At 44.4% G+C, this 18,737-nt stretch carries 22 protein-coding genes and 1 riboswitch; of the genes, 1 reads left to right on the top strand and 21 read right to left on the bottom strand.

All coding sequences use genetic code 11. The features are described from left to right. Positions 1 to 81: 81 nt before the first annotated feature. From L865_RS0108965 to hinT, 9 genes are all read right to left on the bottom strand, one after another. Positions 82 to 678 (bottom strand): HvfX family Cu-binding RiPP maturation protein, encoded by a 597-nt coding sequence (locus L865_RS0108965; RefSeq protein ID WP_028772919.1) that lies wholly within the window; start codon positions 676 to 678, stop codon positions 82 to 84. A gap of 97 nt (positions 679 to 775) precedes the next feature. After that, complete coding sequence (locus L865_RS23470) at positions 776 to 1,840, bottom strand: phosphotransferase (RefSeq protein WP_051484535.1); 1,065 nt, start codon at positions 1,838 to 1,840, stop codon at positions 776 to 778. Between the two features lie 80 nt (positions 1,841 to 1,920). After that, entirely contained in the window at positions 1,921 to 2,580 is a 660-nt protein-coding gene (gene pnuC, locus L865_RS0108975; RefSeq protein WP_028772920.1) for a nicotinamide riboside transporter PnuC, read from the bottom strand. A 26-nt stretch (positions 2,581 to 2,606) separates the two neighbouring features. After that, positions 2,607 to 2,867 carry a hypothetical protein gene (locus L865_RS0108980; protein WP_028772921.1) on the bottom strand — a complete coding sequence of 87 codons (261 nt, stop codon included), beginning with the start codon at positions 2,865 to 2,867 and terminating at the stop codon, positions 2,607 to 2,609. A gap of 50 nt (positions 2,868 to 2,917) precedes the next feature. Continuing rightward, positions 2,918 to 5,065: a TonB-dependent receptor gene (locus tag L865_RS0108985; RefSeq protein ID WP_028772922.1), complete on the bottom strand. Its 2,148-nt coding sequence runs from the start codon at positions 5,063 to 5,065 to the stop codon at positions 2,918 to 2,920. Positions 5,066 to 5,135: 70 nt separating this feature from the next. Continuing rightward, a riboswitch (TPP riboswitch) is annotated at positions 5,136 to 5,243 on the bottom strand. Positions 5,244 to 5,381: 138 nt separating this feature from the next. Continuing rightward, on the bottom strand, positions 5,382 to 5,783 hold the full coding sequence (locus tag L865_RS0108990) for a YcfL family putative periplasmic lipoprotein (RefSeq protein ID WP_028772923.1): 402 nt from the start codon (positions 5,781 to 5,783) through the stop codon (positions 5,382 to 5,384). 34 nt (positions 5,784 to 5,817) lie between these two features. After that, positions 5,818 to 6,279, bottom strand: coding sequence for a PaaI family thioesterase (locus L865_RS0108995; RefSeq protein ID WP_028772924.1), 462 nt, complete (start codon positions 6,277 to 6,279; stop codon positions 5,818 to 5,820). Next, positions 6,269 to 6,772 carry a PaaI family thioesterase gene (locus L865_RS0109000; RefSeq protein ID WP_028772925.1) on the bottom strand — a complete coding sequence of 168 codons (504 nt, stop codon included), beginning with the start codon at positions 6,770 to 6,772 and terminating at the stop codon, positions 6,269 to 6,271. Before L865_RS0109000 ends, L865_RS0108995 begins: the two co-directional genes overlap by 11 nt. A gap of 14 nt (positions 6,773 to 6,786) precedes the next feature. Further along, on the bottom strand, positions 6,787 to 7,143 hold the full coding sequence (gene hinT, locus L865_RS0109005) for a purine nucleoside phosphoramidase (RefSeq protein ID WP_028772926.1): 357 nt from the start codon (positions 7,141 to 7,143) through the stop codon (positions 6,787 to 6,789). A gap of 389 nt (positions 7,144 to 7,532) precedes the next feature. Here hinT and L865_RS0109010 point away from each other — a divergent pair, with 389 nt between their 5' ends. Next, complete coding sequence (locus tag L865_RS0109010; RefSeq protein WP_028772927.1) at positions 7,533 to 7,949, top strand: helix-turn-helix domain-containing protein; 417 nt, start codon at positions 7,533 to 7,535, stop codon at positions 7,947 to 7,949. A gap of 55 nt (positions 7,950 to 8,004) precedes the next feature. Here the strand turns inward: L865_RS0109010 and L865_RS0109015 are convergent, their stop codons facing one another. The 12 genes from L865_RS0109015 to bioB all read right to left on the bottom strand — a co-directional run bounded on the left by L865_RS0109015 (position 8,005) and on the right by bioB (position 18,645). Then, on the bottom strand, positions 8,005 to 8,853 hold the full coding sequence (locus tag L865_RS0109015; RefSeq protein ID WP_028772928.1) for a CsgG/HfaB family protein: 849 nt from the start codon (positions 8,851 to 8,853) through the stop codon (positions 8,005 to 8,007). Between the two features lie 4 nt (positions 8,854 to 8,857). Next, complete coding sequence (locus L865_RS0109020; RefSeq protein WP_037470888.1) at positions 8,858 to 9,265, bottom strand: curli assembly protein CsgF; 408 nt, start codon at positions 9,263 to 9,265, stop codon at positions 8,858 to 8,860. 14 nt (positions 9,266 to 9,279) lie between these two features. Then, a complete protein-coding gene (locus L865_RS0109025; protein ID WP_245608416.1) occupies positions 9,280 to 9,762 on the bottom strand; it encodes a curli production assembly/transport protein CsgE in 483 nt (160 codons plus the stop codon). Beyond that, complete coding sequence (locus L865_RS0109030; protein ID WP_028772931.1) at positions 9,759 to 10,391, bottom strand: LuxR C-terminal-related transcriptional regulator; 633 nt, start codon at positions 10,389 to 10,391, stop codon at positions 9,759 to 9,761. Before L865_RS0109030 ends, L865_RS0109025 begins: the two co-directional genes overlap by 4 nt. Before the next feature lie 151 nt (positions 10,392 to 10,542). After that, the gene (locus L865_RS0109035; RefSeq protein ID WP_028772932.1) at positions 10,543 to 11,070 is read right to left on the bottom strand and encodes a hypothetical protein; all 528 of its coding nucleotides are present in this window, start codon (positions 11,068 to 11,070) and stop codon (positions 10,543 to 10,545) included. A gap of 366 nt (positions 11,071 to 11,436) precedes the next feature. Beyond that, the gene (locus L865_RS0109040; protein ID WP_051484536.1) at positions 11,437 to 12,582 is read right to left on the bottom strand and encodes a tetratricopeptide repeat protein; all 1,146 of its coding nucleotides are present in this window, start codon (positions 12,580 to 12,582) and stop codon (positions 11,437 to 11,439) included. Positions 12,583 to 12,735: 153 nt separating this feature from the next. Further along, entirely contained in the window at positions 12,736 to 13,083 is a 348-nt protein-coding gene (cctA, locus tag L865_RS0109045; RefSeq protein ID WP_028772934.1) for a tetraheme c-type cytochrome CctA, read from the bottom strand. A gap of 558 nt (positions 13,084 to 13,641) precedes the next feature. Further along, positions 13,642 to 14,505, bottom strand: coding sequence for a protease HtpX (gene htpX / locus L865_RS0109055; RefSeq protein WP_028772935.1), 864 nt, complete (start codon positions 14,503 to 14,505; stop codon positions 13,642 to 13,644). 294 nt (positions 14,506 to 14,799) lie between these two features. Then, entirely contained in the window at positions 14,800 to 15,477 is a 678-nt protein-coding gene (gene bioD / locus L865_RS0109060) for a dethiobiotin synthase (RefSeq protein WP_028772936.1), read from the bottom strand. A gap of 73 nt (positions 15,478 to 15,550) precedes the next feature. Next, the gene (locus L865_RS0109065) at positions 15,551 to 16,330 is read right to left on the bottom strand and encodes a methyltransferase domain-containing protein (protein ID WP_037470903.1); all 780 of its coding nucleotides are present in this window, start codon (positions 16,328 to 16,330) and stop codon (positions 15,551 to 15,553) included. Positions 16,331 to 16,367: 37 nt separating this feature from the next. Further along, positions 16,368 to 17,552, bottom strand: a complete 1,185-nt coding sequence (locus tag L865_RS0109070) for an aminotransferase class I/II-fold pyridoxal phosphate-dependent enzyme (protein WP_028772938.1) — start codon at positions 17,550 to 17,552, stop codon at positions 16,368 to 16,370. Positions 17,553 to 17,592: 40 nt separating this feature from the next. Continuing rightward, the gene (gene bioB, locus L865_RS0109075; protein ID WP_028772939.1) at positions 17,593 to 18,645 is read right to left on the bottom strand and encodes a biotin synthase BioB; all 1,053 of its coding nucleotides are present in this window, start codon (positions 18,643 to 18,645) and stop codon (positions 17,593 to 17,595) included. Between the last annotated feature and the right edge of the window lie 92 nt (positions 18,646 to 18,737).

The raw sequence follows: 18,737 nt of genomic DNA on the forward strand, positions 1-18,737 counted from the left end.
TAACTAAAAGAATATCAAAGCGCAAAAAAAAATCCTACCAAATTGGTAGGATTAATTTCTAAGGTAGTGGCAACTGAACGCTTAGTCGTTCAACCTGTTCTTTCGAGCTACCCAATAGTCAATGCTGGTGTAACGCCCGCCGCCCATAAACAATAGCGCCAATAACATCACAAAATAAGTGATGGCAAACTCAATGCCATTGTTAAGTACCACAAAGTTGCCTGAACTAGTGAGCCATTCGTAGTTACCGTTATCTTGCAAAATAGACTTGGCTCTATCTAATTTTTCTGCCGACGCTAGCACTTGATCATTGGCCAACCACGAACTGGCATCAGCAATGGCCAACCAACCGTTTTGCCAATGTACTGCAAAGGCCGCAACCAGCATAGTGACCATCAGCGGAATGGAGATAAGTCGCGTCGCCAAACCGATAATTAACAAGATGCCACCAAAAAACTCGGTACCCGCCGCAAGGGCAACCATCACTTCCGGCATAGGCAATCCCAATCCCCAATCAGGATTACCAAACCATGCAGCGGTATCTTCAAAGTGCGACAGCTTGTTATAACCAGCTTGCATCATTACCGGTGCAAGATACAGGCGTAACGCCAATGGTGCTGCACCCTCCAAGTGTTTTATGGTATTTAGAAATTGTTGATAATAGTGTGCCAATTGCATAGAAAATCCTCTTAACTGCTCTTGACAGAATAGACCATGAAAGTTGATTTTATCTTTCAAATTTTTGAATTTAACGCAATCAATGTCGATATCGATACTATTTTTGTTGAGAAGGTGAGATGTCGATTGCTTTTTCAAGGTAGTCATCAAACCAAGTGAAATAATCATTAGCTTGGTAAGGGGTCAGCGCCTGAGTCACAGGTTTATTCTCCGCAGCAAGAGATTGTGCCGCCATTAATAGCGCCCAGGCAGCACTATAAAACCAGTATAAGCTGCTGATACTGGTCATTGCATTAGCGGCATTTGGCTTGAGATTTGATTGCTGAGCAAAGTAGATATCACATAGACGTTGTTGCTGCATAGACGATAAGTTATGAGTTTGCAGTATTACCGCCAAATCAAATAACGGATGAGATGCGCAGGCATACTCAAAATCAATGCAAAATAGTCGCCCATCAGCATGCAGTAAATTATGTGGCGTTAAATCTCGATGACAAAACTGCGGCCTAATGAGATAACTATCACTTAGTGAGATAGCTTGCCTGACAACCTGCTCATACTCATTTAAGCGATGCCAACGCCGGCACCAACGCTGTTGTTCACCCAGTGTATCACTGCTTGGTGAGGATGCTTTTAAGGCATCATTGGCCAGCGCTAGCTGTTGCAAATAATGCTGCCATTGCCCGGTCAAACCCATGTGGTTAGCAGGCAGGGGTAGACTCTGTAAGCCAAGCAACAAGTCTGCTAATCGTTGCTCAGCATCTGGACAAAGTGTGTGCTGGGTTGCATCAGCGTGACTTTGAGAAGCGGTCATTTGCTGAGACCAAGGCTTGTCAGTGACAATAAACTCGCTTAAATAACATTGTCTATCTTCACTTACGAACAAAATTTTAGGCGCTAATTTTGCTTGGGCGGCCAATTGCCAGCAGTTAAGTTCATGCTCTCGACTCACAAAACCATCACTGCCTTTGTGATTCAACCGTAATACAAAGGCTTGCTCACCATCTTTAATCAAATAATTTAAGTTACTTAATCCCTCAGATAAGCGAAACACTTGCGTGTGTTGGCTAAAACGTACACCCATAGTGTGCGTTATCTGTTTTAGGTAAGCGGCCACGGTACTCACGTTGACCGCTATGCCCTGCACTTCACTGTGGCTCATGGCTGTCTATTTCTCTTTCGCTCATGGCTGTAATTGGCTCAAGGCTGTCCATTTCTCTTTCGCTCATGGCAATCATTAACTCAAGGCTGTGCAACGTGCGCTGACTGATGCAACGAGTCCTGCTGGCTTTGCATATTTTTACGCCACATGAAATAGCCGCCAATCGCCATCGCGACATAAAACACAAACAGTACAGAGGTCAGCATCAACCCCTTACTGAAATAAAGGTAGATAGATACCAAGTCTATCACGACCCAATAGAGCCAATTTTCCAAAACTTTTTTGGCCACCAAGTAGGTGGTCATTACCGCGAAACAGGTAGTGGCAGCATCAACGTAGGGAAACGATGCTTGTGTGTATGTTGCCATGCCATACCCCACCGCAAGGGAAATGGCTGTGGTTACGCCAATTATCGTCAGATGACGCGACATTGACCAACTCACTACCGCAATTGATGAGCCTTTATCTCCACCCCGCCATAAACGATAACCATACACTGCCATCGCCATATAATAGACATTAAGCAGTGACTCCATTAATAACGAGACATGCCAGAATAAGGCAGTATAAATGGCGGTGCTAAAGAAAGCTGCTGCCCAGCACCAGATATTGGTGCGCATCGCAAGCGCCAGGTACGCTACCGCTAATACCACCGCAACCAGCTCCCACAAGGTCATCACTGACACTTCTGTAACAGCTGCTAACACGGTTGTTTGTATAAGTTGCCAAAGCTCAGCCATTGGGTTCTAACCTTTATTGGGACAAATTATTCACTGTGGCTCAAATCCAGCTCACCACCAATGAACTTAACAACAAAGACGGCCTTACCCCATTTTTCATGACCGGCTTGCATTTCTGTCGCCAACATCGCCATTACATCGGCGTATTCACCGCATACCTGTGTTGCCATAGCATTGGTTTTGCGAGTGATGTTGTCGTAACTATCCACGCGACCAATAAACCATTTGATGGGGTCGAGATAGTTGTCTTTAAGCGGGTACATACTGATTTCTGCTGTGAGTTTCATTTTTGTCCTCAAAGATTAAAACGGCGTCTAATGACGCCGTTTGTATTAAATTACATAAACTTAACGTTTACCGTCACGCCAAGCTGACGGGGATCACCGTAGCGGATATATTGTTTGTCGGCCCAATCTTGGTCGGGCTCATTACCGAAGTAGAAGCCACGTACGCCATACTTCTCATCAAACAAATTGCGTCCCCAAAGATAGGCAGACCACACATCAGTCTCGTAACCTACGCGTGCATTAAATATGGTGTAGGGATCTGAGCGTGAATCGTTACTGTCTGAGTAATAAAACTCACTCTTACCACTGGTAGTTAAATTAGCAAACCAGCCTGAATCACTGCGGTATGTACCGCCTACGCTATAAGTGAAATTAGGCGAATGGGCTAATTCACGCCCTGATAAATCAACCGTTCCACCATACTTATCTTGGTACTGGTAATCGCCATAAGCAGTTTCTAGCCAACCTAAGCTCGCATAGAAGTGTAGATTATCTGTGGCATACCAATTGGCATCAAGTTCGGCGCCATAGTTGTGTGAACTGCCTGCATTTTCAGTATATAAGATGAATTTTTGCGGCTCTTCAGGGTTTTGCTGTGAAGCGGAAACCTGCTGATCGCGTCTATCCATGTAAAATAGCGAGAAGTTGGTGGCAACATCACCGTCAAGCCAGTTTGATTTAATGCCTAACTCATAGTTATAGAGTGTTTCTGCATCGAACTCTTTCTTATCGCTTAACTCAACAGGCAGTGACATGTTAAAGCCGCCCGCTTTATACCCTCTGGCAACACGGATATAGCTTTCATGGTTCTCAGCTAACGCCTTACTCAATGCAATATGCCCGCCCCACATGGTTTCTGATGGATCAAAAGCATCACCCGCACTGTCGCTGTAATCGCTGTCACGACGTTCAGCACGTAAGCCAAATGACAAAGCATAACCATGGCCTAAGTCTGAATCTAGCTGACCAAATATCGCTAAATTTTTCGCCTCATATTGTGCTTGCAGACCATCTATCCAGCCGTTGTAGTACTCGGTGGTATCATTGTCTTCTTCAAGACGCATACCATAGAGCCCAAATAACCAATCAGTACTGCCATTGAACCAACGACCGGCGTCGGTTGAACTTAAGCGAAACTCTTGCGATAAGGTTTTACGGTCACCCTCTTTATCCCAAGTATAGTCATACACACAGGCTTCCCCGCCGCAGTCTAAACCAGCCCAATAATCTGAATTGGCCCAGTCGCCGTCATAACCGTGGTGGTGGTCAGTACTGGCATAAGATGTCAGAGAGACTAATTCAAAACTCTGCGCGCCACTATAGGTAAACTTAAGCGAGCTACCTGTAGTGCGCTGTTTATCAACACCTGGGTCGTCTGTCAGCGTATCAAAGCCATTGTTATCTAACGTCCAAGCATCGTAGCCATTATCAAAATTGGCGTGCAACATCGTTAAATCTATGGATAAATCGTCAGTCGCGTACCAACGCAATTTCGCTCTAGCAGTAAATTCGTCTCTGGCATTAGTATCATCACGATCTAAATACAGGTTATTGCGATAACCATTTTGTTGATGTTGTTGCAGCGAGACGCGATAGAGTAATTTGCCTGAATCAGTCAACGGCCCTGAGCTAAAACCGCTAAAGGTTTGTAGATCGTCATCACCCATTGAAATCTCGGCGCCATGCTCAAATACATCAGTGGGATCATTACTCTTCAAGTAAATTAGACCAGCTAGGGCATTGGCGCCATATCGCGTACCTTGTGGGCCGCGAAGCACTTCCACTTGCTGCAAATCATACATGCTGGAGATCATACCAAGACCCGACATATCAATGTCATCGATGATATAACCCACCGAAGAATTAGGCGCACCTTGGTACTCCTCTTGCTCGCCTACACCACGAATTTGAAAGTACTTTGGACGCGAACTACCGCCAGACCAATTGAAATTAGCGACCGAATTCAGCAAGTCCTCGAAGTGCTGTGCGCCTTCGTCTTCAATTTGTTGCTGATCAATCACCGTAATGCTTGAAGGCATTTTTTCGATACTTGATTGACGAAAATCAGACGTAACAACAATGACTTCCATTTCATCGTCGGCAGAATTAGTGTCAACTGGGTTGGCAAAACTATGGGGGCTAGTCAGGGCAGCTACAACAGCAACGGCCACTTTTGAGTACGAACGGATGTTAAACATGGGACCTCAAAATATATCTGCTTGAGATCCGGCACTTATATGGTAAGAGAGAGTCGGTCTTGATGATTTCATCAATTAGTCAGCCCATTCCTACGCCGGTACAAGCCGGATCAGGTTCTAAGGGTTTGTCATCGACATCTCAGTAACCACTCTAGCGGTTACACCCCTTGGCGCAGCTGATTATACATGAGTAATACAAATTGTTGACATATTTACAGCACTTTTACGGGCAACTGATGTGAAAAACGCCAACATGAAGGTAAAAACCTAAGTTGGCGTTTAGCAACAATCATGATGCAGCGCTAATTTGTAGAGATTAGTTCGAAAATGCTTTTCTAACGTACAGTTCATAGCGCACAGCATTAGCATTTGGGGCTAGGCCCACAACCTGCATCTGTTGTTTGCCATGTAACTTAACTGACTTCCAACTCACGCCTTCATCTTCAATAGCAAAATTAGCCGCATCAAACCAAGTAAATTTGTACTGCAAACGTAAATCCGTTGCTACTTGACTGCTTATTAACCCAGCCCCCTGCAATAAACCGCCTTCTGGGCGCGCTTTTAGTTGCGTTAAAGTCACTTCATTAGCAAAGTTACGGTTATCGATGCGCGACTCACCTGTTGAGCTCGCCATAATACCTGCAGTATGGGGCGCACAACCCGCTAATGCTATTGATAATCCAGTCACTAGCGCCACTGCCATTATTAGCTGTTTCATGGTCTACTCCTCAATCGTTTTAGCGTCACTATCATCAATCTATCAAAAAGTGCGCTCTTGCTGTAGCGATAAGTTTTTTACGGTTAGTTTGCCAACAATTAATATTCACATTTGCGACCCGTCGACCTTGGCGAGTGATTTTGCATTCGGCAAAACTGTCGCGGTGATGACCAGCCCTTAAATAATCAATGGAAAAATCGACCACTTTAGGCACCTTCGTGGTTTGCATAAACACCATTAGTTGTACAATGGCCGACATCTCCATAAAACCCGCTATCACGCCGCCATGCAATGCAGGCAATGTGGGGTTACCAATGTTGTCGTCTTTAGAGGGCAATTGAAACACCAACTCATCGCCAAAACGTGACACCTCCATGCCAATAAACTTCGCATAGGGAACATGTGCTAATAGATGGCTAAAGTCATTGAGTTCAGTGGCTTTTTTAACAATCTCTTTTACATCAAGTGGACTTTGCTCAACACTATTACTGGTCATGCTCGGCTCCCATTAAGGCCTGCTGAAACTCTTTACCGATCAACTCTGGGCTAATGCGCATAAAAGACCCGACTGCATGGGCAATAGGGTCATCAATTGACTCTTGGTACGCGATGGCACGGGTAAAGGCGACACTTGATGACAACTTATAACACTCTGCAAAACCATAAACTGGCTTGTGCGGCTGCGCTGGCTTCATGTAATCGACACGCAAATCTAACGTTGGCGACAACTCAAGCGACTTATACTTATCAAAAATAGAGCACACAACCGCACTGCCACTGGCCGTATCCATTAAGGTTGTGATCACACCACCATGGATAACACCCGTATCGGGGTAACCAATAAGCGCCTCATCATAGGGTAATTCAATCAACACGTGATGCTCACTGGCTTCTAGCACCTGCAAACCAAGACGTCGGCAATGAGTTAGCTGACCTACAAATCGCGTAGCAAGTTGTGTCAGCGGGAAAAACTCCGCATTATCGGGCATGAATTAATCCTGTTCTATGACTGACGTGTCAGTATTGGGCCCAATGGTTGACCACCGACCAAATGCATGTGGATATGGTAAACCTCTTGGCCACCATGTTTATTGCAGTTCATAATCAAACGATAACCATCTTCGGCAATACCCGCCTCTTCAGCTAATTTAGCGGCAACGCTCATCATGCGGCCAAGTGCTTTCTCATCTGAGGCTTTAATATCATTTGCAGTTGGGATCAGGTGGTTTGGAATGATCAAAATATGCGTGGGTGCTTGTGGCTGAATATCACGAAATGCAGTGACTAAATCATCTTGGTACAAAATGTCGGCAGGGATTTCTCTACGAATAATTTTGCTAAAAATGGTCTCTTCAGACATAACAGGCGCTCCGTAATTGTAGGTTTAATCTTAGCTTCAGCTCAGTTGATTAAAATACTGAATAGATTGCATTATCGCAGTCATTTTGTAACTGAGTACATGCCACTTTTCGATAACACATTGTAAGCATAAAGTGCGCCTAGTATACGCAAATTTTAGCTTGATTGTTTTTTGTGTGCGATAGCAGTCGCTGACTGCTTGCTTTATCAGCACTCGCATCCAAATGAATGTAGCTTAGTCAGGCCTAGAGTGTAATGAACTAGAAAATACACCGCAAACTCTAGTTGATACTCAGATTATACATTTGTATAGCGTAAAACGTTGACAAGTGTTCACTCAACCATTGTAATGCTCTCAAACGGCATTGATTCACCAACGGATGGAAACCTATGTTAACCGATAAAGAACAAGCGCTACTCGATGCAGCTGCTGAACTCATTGCCGAAAAAGGCATGATAGCGCTTAATATGTCAGACGTGCATAAAAAAGCAGGCTATTCCCGCGCTGCCCAATATCAGTCTTTCAGCGACAAAAACTCACTACTCGCCGCGTTATGTATGCGAGAACTTGTGCAATGTACTGAAGCGATCAAAGCTAAGCAGTATGATGGGCTTGCTGGTGATTTCACCGTGGTGCTTCGTCCAGTGGTGTATGACTATCTTAAACTTGCCGATCGGCTGATGATTGACTCAGCCTTCAATCAACTTCTAGTTGAAGTCCAAACCTTGCCTGATACCGAACACTTTAGATTTGTAAAAAAAGCCTATGATTATTTGGATTTAGAACGAAAAAGAAACCTAAAGTAGCTTAAAAACCGAAAAGGGATGCCAATGCATCCCTTATTAGTAATAGTCTAAACAATTAACCTTGATCGATACGCGCTTGAACTCGTTGTGGCGAGTGCGCCTCTAACCAATATTTCTGCAGCACTTTATTTTGTAATCCAGTCTCAGTGTCTGCTAAATTCCACGCTCTTTTCCAAATACCGTCAGCAATCATATGCACAACCGCACTTTCTATCGCTGAAGCGACACACAGGCTAACCGGTTCATTTGAGGTGTAGCCTAGCTCTGACTCAAGTAACTCTTGAGCATCGATAAACTTAAATACACCGGCAGACACTTCAAGTGACAGTACCGATTTAGTGGTCGTCACACTACTGAGTAGCCTACCTGTACGAATATCAACGGCCCTTAAGTTAACCGTAACCGTATCAACTCTAAACTGCGTCGATGCACCGATACCTAAATAACGTGCACCAGCCCCACCTGTACGAATATTAGTGTCGTACGCCACGATGCCACCTTCCATAAGGATTTGCGCAGAGTTTAGCTGAGGTAACTGACCCGCATCTCCATTTAGCCCAGCGCGAACAATTTTTCGTTCTGTGAGCAGATTTTGTAACCCTTCACGCTCTACAGGCATAAACCAACTGGAATCATTCAATGCCTGGGCGAGAAAAGCGGTACCACTTTGCGGTACAGCCGTAGAAAAGTTACTAGAAGGAATGGGTTTATACTGCCCCGTTTGATCACGAAAATCATAAACCGCAGCAACCATGCTGCCTTGCGGCGCAGGTAAACCGATTAAGTCATAATAGGTATCACCTTTGGGCATTAAGCTAGTAGAAGCATCGATGCCTTCAAAGCTATCAGTAGACGAGCAACCTGCTAGCAATAATAACAGTGCAGGGATAATGACTTTTCTCATTGCATTAACCCTCTGTACTAGTACTAGTTAAACCACCAACCTCAATGACTGTGGTTTCACCAGTCAAAATATCAGTAATATGCACTAACAGCATGCCATCTTCATTCACCACTTGGATTTCGAAGTCATTGGTCTTTAAATATCCTTCGCCACCATTAGCCGCATCATTGAATAACTGGCTCATTAATCTTGACTCTAATGAACTTGCCATACGTTCTAATGCGGTCGGTGCGGTATAACCCGAGCCATTGTTGTGGTCATTTTGCGCAGAGGCATTGGCAAGTAAATAAGCACCATTTAAATAGCTTCCCCCAAAATTGGGGTTAACCGGTGTATAGACTAATTGGGTAGCAAAGGCGCAACTTGCCGATATGCTAAGCCCCAAAGCCGAAACTATAATTAATTTTTTCATAGACTTAATCCCTGTTAGAACTCGTCAGGCGCCAAATCTGGGTCTAAAAACTGAGCCCAAGTTGCCTGCTTCTTATTTTGTTTCAATGTTTGGTCGACGCGTGCTGCTGCAGCCATAGCTTGTTTGTCGATATGACGACTTGCTGGTGAAACCACAGTAATAAAAACCGGTTTCCGGTTGTGTAAAACCGTTATCTGACTACCGCTACGCGCGGTTGCTCGTTCGACAATGCTCAGGCCGGAATGGTTGGTCATACCGCCGATGTCTCTGTATGCAGATACAAATTCTCGGTAAAAACGATGACCTAGTCGCGTCATCGCTCTATTTAAAATCAAACCATCAATGAGTTGAGTTTCATCTTTTGGTGAAGCATCACTGATATTTTGCGCTTGCACTGCCTGCTTTGAAGTGAGCGTCTCTTGCTCATCACGCTCAGCAGCCAAGCCTGCCGGCGCAATCAGTAATAGCCCGGCTAACCACTTCAAATGAGGTTTCACTGATGTACCTCGTGCAAATGGGTTTGAGCCCAAGCAATGGCCTGCCCGCGGCTAGATACACCAATCTTTCTGAAGGCGCGATATAAATGCGTTTTAATGGTGCTCTCACTCACAAACAGCTGATTAGCAATATCAACGTTAGTGCTGCCAGTTAACAGCGCTTGCAAGACCTCCCGCTCGCGAATAGTCAGGTTTTCGCTGCTATCGATACCCAGTGAGTTTTCATAAGTCGCACTAACTAACTGTGGTGGGTAAACTGTTTTACCCCGTAAGATATTGGCTAAGCCTTGGCCGATTTCATCAAGTGAAGCATCACTGTAAAACACCCCGGCAGTGACAGATTGTTGGATCAAAAAACGGGCATCAATCTGTTTTGGGTAGTGTATAAAGACCACCCTTGCGGCGTACTCTTTTTCTATGTGTTTTTGCAATTGATAGGCTTTTTGAACATCGACAGTAGACAGATCGATAATAACCAAGGAGTACGCACCTTCCTTGATAACGCTTTCCATCCTTTCTGGAGAAACTTTTGCTAACTTCACTAAAAACTCTTGCGGCCAGCGTGTATCAAGTAGATCGGCAAGTAACTGTGAGCGGGTGATGACTACCCAATTGATAACTTTAAACATTTAACTCTCTCCTTGATGTGTGATCTGACCATCCATATCAAACTAAAGTATGATAACACCAAAATTACAATTATTTAACCTTTGTATCGACAGGTTTGACCTTATAGAAACAGATCAAGTTAATTTCTTGCCAAACAGCGAATCAATAATATTAATTCTGGGTATATCCTTGAGTGATCACGGTTGTTTGTAATTGGCCCCACTGCAAGACACCGACTTTATGTCCTGAACCATTCTGAATAATATGTACCGAATTTTCGTTGCCAGTTTGGTGAATATACGCCTCATTATCGGTACCGTTCTGTTCAACATCTAATTCAAGCGCTGAGCCTAATTGGTTGGCTAAAACCACATTATTAAAGCCACTTTGCAATATAGAAGCTTCGATGTCCTGGCCATTTTGAGCCAGCAAAACTCTATTCATACCGCCTGTTTGACGGATATCTAAGGTGTTGTTATAACCACCCTGCTGCAGCCCAGCAGTATTGGTAACACCTGACTGATTAATATCAGCTTGTAAACTATCGCCAATTTGCGAAATAGTGACATCATTATCAAAAGAAGACAGTTCATCATCTAGGCTTATATCATTGGCAAAAGCTGGCATGCATAACATTAACGCTGATAGACACAACAAAGCGCGAAACATGAATGCTGGAGAAAGTGGCGAGAGATGCATGAACAAACCTAATTAGTTAATTACATGGCATAGTATGAAAGTTTACCCGGAATTCAGCGTCCAACTTGAGTATGAAGGGACTATAGACTAAAAGGCTATTTAACAAAAAGGACTAATACTTTATTACTATAAAAGCTAAATATACACAGCGCTCAGATGACCTAGCGATAAAATACAGAACGCAAAAAATAAAAGTGTATAAAAACAAATGCTTAACCACAGACACATAAAGAGCGCCCAATTTAACAAGCTATATCCAAACAGTGTAGATAACCAATTAAGAAACCAAAAATAGCACTTTATGTTGATTCATAATGGACGAAAATCACAAATCCTCTTGTCGAGTATGACTTACGACTCTATCGCCTATTGCTGTGCTAGCCAGGCGAGTTTAGCTTTATATTGACGCTTATTCTCAGGTAACTGGGTAAAAGTTAAAGCCTTGTTTAAGGCTTTTTTGGATGCGTGAATGTTTCCTAGTTCAAACTCGACCTTAGCGAGCTCTACATAGGCAGGATAATAATAGTGGGTAACTTTTATAAACCGGTTCAAAAATAGCCTCGCCGACTCAAAATCCCCTGCTGCTATCGCATCTTGTGCCACGAAATACCACCCATAGGGTGTTTCATCATCTAAATTACGCAGTTGTGCAGCAATGTCATCCGCCCCAGCTTTATCGCCAAGACTTTGCAACAACACATAAAAGTTATTTAGGGTGTGTATTTTGCTGTTAGATGAGTGTTCTAATGCATACTGATAGAATGCTTTGGCGCTATCCACATCTCCTAACCGGCGATGGGCGATGGCAATCATATCAAGCACAGGAGAGAAATTAGGCGCATATCCAATCGCTTGGTTTAATAAAGATAACGCCAGTGATGGATCATTCACAATCAAAGCATCGGCCGCCAAATTGCGGTAAAGCATCGCTATAAACTCATCCTCAGTTATCATCGCACCACTGCGATCTAACCTATCAGGAAAATAATCTATCACACTGATGTCTTTTGACGGTTCTACGTCTTCACTAGTCGGTTTATCCGCCAAGAAACTGCGGACATGATCTGAAATGACTAATAAATCATCACTGGCATCAACTAGCATCGGAATAGTATGCATTCTTTGAAAAGTGATTTCGACATCAAAAGCATTCGCGATGGCGTAAGCGAGCAAAGCCAAAGACATACAGTTGCCCTGCCGTTGCTCGTAAGCTTCAGATGCCGACAAATTTTTCCCTTCGTAGTTAAAATTCACCATTTTGCGCTCAATAAATTTCGCTGCCTGTTCACGCTTAGATAAGATTCTAATTTCAGGCTGAAGTTTATATTGGGCTATTTCAGCATGTTGCTCAGGACTCAGCGATGCTAATTGCTCTATTGTGGCAACAGGATGCAATGATAGATCGACAAGTTTATTGTTTATTGCTGGGGGAGGCACAACTGCAACGGGCGCTTGCTGAGACACACAGGCAGATAAGATTAATGCCGCACTGGCTAGCACAATTGCTTTCATGAAAATCCCTATTCATTAATGACTGATATCGTTTAACAATACGATTTCTATATCCAATCCTTTAGCAAAGTTAACACATTAAAATCTATAGACACAAACAAAAACACCAGCTAATAAGCTGGTGTCTTTTTTTAAATTAAATTCGTCGCTGAATTATTTCAGTATTGATTCCGCTGTGCGGCCGTCATCGTGACAGCTATCACACGCTGGCTTATCGCCAACATTCATATCATGCGGTGCATGACAATCTGCGCATACTAGTGCGCCGTCGTGTGGTTGGTGAACGGCATCCATTTCAGCCAGTGGACCATGACAGCTTTGGCACTGTTCAAATTCAAACGCACCATCAGCTGAAGGTTCACCATCTGCATGACATGCTTCACAGCCATCCATTTCTGCATGCATTTCTGCAAGCTCTTGGGGCTCTGCCATCGCCGCTGGAGATAACGCCAATGCTGCTAAACCAGCACCAAATAATGCACTAAGTATTTTTTTGCTCACAGTATTTATCCTCTTTTAACAACCACATAGTAAAAGCTTTGTATTGATTTTGCTTCTATCTTGCAGCTGAATTTTATCGCACGACTTAACTAAAAATAGCCAAGGAGTGACCAATTCGCAAACTTTAATGGGCGCAGAATACTGTCTCGTCATCAGCGAAACTGTGCGCTACATCAATATTAACCAGAAAATATGACGAATAAACAACAAGGTGGTGACCGGTATCACACTTTTACCATGCAAAAGTGAATAATTAGCGATATTTTTAAGATTAGATTAAGCCTAGGGCAACATCTAGATCACAGCTTAGCGTAACTTATGGCATTTTGGGCTAATACCAATCAGTTTAAACATTTAAATTCTTATACTGATTGGCATAAACACGGTATCAAGCTATCAATGGCATTTGGCCAAGCCCTAGAGCAAGCAACCTGCGAAAAACTAACGAGATAAAATAGTGGGCAATAAAAATAGTAGACAGTAAAAATACTGAGCAATAAAAAACGGCAACCCCACTTGAGGTCGCCGTTTTAAAGCCGTCAGTCTAACTAAGCTAGATTAGCTAGCTTGTAGTGCTGCGATACGCTTGTCTAGTGGCGGATGACTCATCATCAGTTCAGCCATAGACTTCTTACCATTGATACCAAATGCAGCCATGTTTGCTGGCATTGCACCGGTTTCTGGACCTTGGCGTAAACGGTCAAGTGCGGCAATCATTTTATGTTTGCCAGCCAGTCTTGCACCGCCTTCATCGGCTTTATACTCACGGATCCGAGAGAAGTACGCCACAATCATCGATGCCAAAATACCAAATAGCATATCCAATACAAACACTACTGCCATGTAGGCGAACATACCTAGGCCTTCGCCTTCTTCGTCGTTACTGGCAACAAAGTTATTGATAATGCCAGCTACAACACGGGCAGCAAAGATAACGAAGGTGTTCACTACACCCTGAATTAGGGTTAGGGTTACCATGTCACCGTTAGCAACGTGGCTCACTTCATGGGCCAGTACGCCTTCAATTTCATCACGTGTCATGCCGTAAAGTAGACCACTACTTACTGCAACAAGAGAATTATCTTTGCTTGGGCCAGTGGCAAAAGCGTTAAGCTCTTGAGCTTGATAGATGGCAACCTCAGGCATTTTAATACCTGCCTGCTCTGCTTGACGAGCAACAGTCTCAACTAACCAGCGCTCAGTCTCATCACGTGGTGTGGTGATAACTTCACAACCCATGGTTTTCTTTGCCATCCACTTAGAGATAGCCAAACTGATAAATGCGCCACCGAAACCAAATATTGCTGCAAATATCAGTAAGCCACCCATAGTCGAAGTATTCACTCCGAGGATAGACATTACAATTGACGCAACTAGCAAAACTGCCATGTTAGTCGCTATCAATAAAAAAATACGTTTCATGTACGCTCCTTTAGATCTTAACCACGATTGGTTAACTTTACTTTCTTAGAGACATAATATGTCCCAAAAACCAGAATTCAAGGGGAGAAAAGTAAAAAAATGTATAGATGGTTAGAACCCGTACGATCTGTTTTACTACTCACACATTGAGCAAGTGCAACAGTCTAAAATTAAACAATTAATCGAAACTTAAACGCCTACTCAGTTACAGCTTGTTTGCGCTAATTTAGCATTAAATTTGGTTAATTTTGCTAAATAACCTTTCACGCACTTAGTCCGAGTCGGCAGTATTGCTTAAACACTAGTCTGTAGCGCCGAAATATCAAGGTAACTGGCAGCCTGTTCAACCTTGGCGTCGTCGATGTGTGGAACAATACCAAGACATGGCGCACGCATCATATTTTGCAGCGACGCAATGTTTTCTTGCAAGCAGCTCATGTTAGGGTCAACAAGATTGCCTACCCAACCCGCAAGCGCCACACCATCATGGGCCAACGCCTCTTGAGTCAGCAGCGCATGGTTAAGGCAACCCAGCTTAAGGCCAACGACCAAAATCACCGAATAACCCCGCTGCTGAACCACTTGCGACAAAAATTGGCTATCGTTAAGCGGTAAGCGCCAACCTCCCGCCCCTTCAACTAAAGCAAAGTCAGCTTGCTGAAACGGCACCGCATCTAAAGCCTGGTTAACACGTGCGATATTTAACGATTCATTTTGCTGCTTAGCAGCAATATGGGGCGCAATGGCTGGCTGAAACGCAATCGGGTTAATACAGTCATAATCGAGATCAACATTGGCGTGAGCCATCAAAGATAGCGCATCACTATTGCGCAGCCCTGCTTGGGTGCGCTCACAACCAGAAGCGATAGGTTTTACCCCTAAGGTCGTTCCATGTTGGCTAAAACGATGCAGCAAAGCACTGGCAATCATGGTTTTGCCGCAATCTGTGTCTGTACCCGCAATAAAATACACCATCATACTTTCCTAATCATCAAAGCTAACTCACAGCAAAACCAGACGCTAAATGCCAATGACCACAGCTAAACTAACGCTTTTGAGCACGAATAAAGCCAATCTGATAACTCAGTGGCAGCCCTTGTGCTACTCGTATTTGCTGCGCGCTTTGCTGCAAAGCGAGCCAAGATTGGCGCCCTGTCAGTTTAGTTTTGGCATTGGCTTGTCCACAGGTATGGGTTGAAGCCCCTACCCCTTTTATCGAATACAACAACTGCTTTAAATCATCAAAATAACACGTTAGGGTTTGTTGCTCATGCCACTGCAAATGCCAATCACTGGGCGTAAATGCCTCAGTCACTGACTCAAAAGTTAAAAACGAATTAACGTGCAAACCCAACTGTTGCAGCTCGGCTAAACTGCCATCGGTGACAATGGCTAAATTAACGTAACCACCAGAGCGCACCACTCTAGCCATTTCGTTGACTGCGCTAGGGAAATTGTCGCACCACTGCAATGCCAGATTTGAATAAATACATTCAACCGAGTCATCGGCTAATGGCAGTTGTTCAGCGTTGGCACAAATTGGGCTCAATCCCACTAATTGATCGCGCGCTTGTTGCAACATGCCTAGCGCAATATCGACACCAACCGTATGCTTAACTCCCTTAGCTGCTAAGTCAGTCCCCGGACCACAGCCAATATCGACCACAGATGCGGCAAACTGCCCATGGGCAAGCAGCACATCACGGCTCATACGCTGCAAACTATCGTGTTTGGCATAATGGTGGGCGGCCGCTGAGAAATGTTTGGCTATCTGTTCACCCTGCGGCTTTTGGGCGCTGGAGTGGTCAGCATTTGTGCTTGTCACGTTTAACCCACTTGTCACTGCTTGGGGTTCCTCATAATTAATCTTGCTGCTGTAATGGGGATAATTCTTTCAGCCCTTGGGCGATAGCGATAACTAGGTCTTTAATCTGGCTTTGGCTATGCAAAGCTGACAACGTGACCCGCAAGCGCGCGCTCCCCTTTGGTACTGTTGGAGGTCTTATCGCACCCACCAAGAAACCTTGGTGTTTAAGATTGGCCGCCAAGGTGAGCACCTTATCGTTATCGCCTATCACTATGGGTTGAATGGGCGAACTTACCGCTAATGTTGCCACCTGGTAGTCACTGCAACACTGCTTAAAAAATTCAATATTGCGCTTAAGTTGCGTGCGCCGCTCATCGCCTTGCCTAACAGATTGCACCGCATTGAAAGCGATATGCGCATTTAATGGCGATAATGCCGTTGAGTAGATATAGTGGCGAGCATTAGCCACCAAATAATCAATCACCAATTGGCTCGCCAAAATTGCCGCACCTTGGCAACCTAGGGCTTTACCGAACGTCACCACCTGTATATCGCAACTTTGGGCGCTTAACGCCTCCGGCGAAGGGTAGCTTGGCTGCAAGCCAAAGCCATGAGCATCATCAACGATTAACCAACACTGCGCCTCTTGCGCTAACTGATAAAGCGCGTTAATCGGCGCGACATCGCCATCCATGCTAAACACTGATTCAGTCACTATGGCACTGGGTTGTTGCTTGCTCAGTAACTGCTGAGCATGGTTGATATCATTGTGTTTAAAGCGATTAAACTTGGCACCGCTATGCAATAAGCCGTCAATGAGAGAGGCATGTAGGAGTCGGTCGCACACCACGTAATCGTTACGGTCAAACAAGGTTTGCATTAACGCGCTATTGGCACTAAATCCAGAGCAAAACAGTAACGCCGCTTCATGTCCTGTTGCATCGCACAAACTACGCTCTAAAGCTTGGTGCGCGTCACTGTAACCACTGACTAATGGCGAAGCAGCGCTGCCGACACCATATTGCTTAACGCCTTCGACTGCAGCTTGCTGCAAACATTCGCTACTTGCTAAGCCGAGATAATCGTTACCGCTGAAGTTATGATAACGCTTACCCAAATGATACAAATCACTTGATAATGGATCATCTACTGCATCAAATTGCTGCCGTTGACGCAATACACCCGCTTGTTTGGCAGCTTCAAGCTGCATGCGCAGTTTAGTGTCTAATTTTGATACCATCGCGCCAGCCTAATCAATTGCCAAAGCTAACGGCGCAATGTTACAACGCAGCCGCATCATAAAACTGACTGGTCTTTTTAGCTTTAATCGCTTCAGCTTTAGCAAAGACTTGCTTTTCCTCTTCGATTTTTGCTGCAGGACCTTGCTCTGGGTGTAAGCCCAAACGCTTAAACAGCGTCATGTCTTCGTTCTCTTCTGGGTTGGCTGTCGTTAACAGTTTACAGCCATAGAAAATCGAGTTAGCACCGGCAAAAAAGCACATCGCTTGCAGTTCATCTGTCATGCTTTCACGGCCAGCAGATAAGCGCACTCGCGAATGGGGCATGGTAATGCGCGCCACAGCGATGGTGCGCACAAACTCTAGTGGGTCTAAATCATCTAAATCGGCAAATGGCGTACCAGCAACTTTAACCAGCATGTTAATTGGCACGGAATCTGGGTGCTTTTCCATATTGGCAAGCTGCTGAATTAGGCCGGCGCGATCGGTCGCTTGCTCACCCATACCCACAATTCCACCAGAGCAGACTTTCATGCCTGAGGCACGGACATTCGATAAAGTATCTAGTCGTTCTTGATAAGTCCGAGTCGTAATAATATCGCCGTAGTACTCGGGTGATGTATCGAGGTTGTGGTTGTAATAGTCTAAGCCCGCATCCGCTAACTCTTGCGCCTGATGGGCTGACAGCATACCTAAGGTCATGCAGGTTTCCATGCCCATGGCTTTCACTTCGCTCACCATATCTTTCAAATAAGGCATGTCGCGTTCGTGTGGGTTGCGCCATGCCGCACCCATACAAAAACGTGATGCACCCGCTGCTTTTGCGCTACGCGCTTCGGTCAGCACTTTGTCTATCTCTAACAAACGCTCTTTTTCTAATCCGGTATCATAACGAGCACTTTGAGGGCAGTATTTGCAATCTTCTGGGCAGGCGCCAGTTTTAATCGACAATAGGCGGCTAATTTGCACTTCATTAGGATCGTATACTTGGCGATGAATCGTATGTGCTTCAAACAATAAATCGTTCATCGGTTTAGCAAACAAGGCTAAAATTTCTTCACGATTCCAATCGTGACGTAGTGCAATATTCGACATGTTTACAACCCTTTAATACCTTTACTAAGCAATTTTGTAGGCGAATTTTAATTAACTTTATGTTGCTTAGCATACCTTGAAGTCGTAACCTG

The sequence above is a fragment of the Shewanella waksmanii ATCC BAA-643 genome, assembly GCF_000518805.1.
Taxonomy (GTDB): domain Bacteria; phylum Pseudomonadota; class Gammaproteobacteria; order Enterobacterales; family Shewanellaceae; genus Shewanella; species Shewanella waksmanii.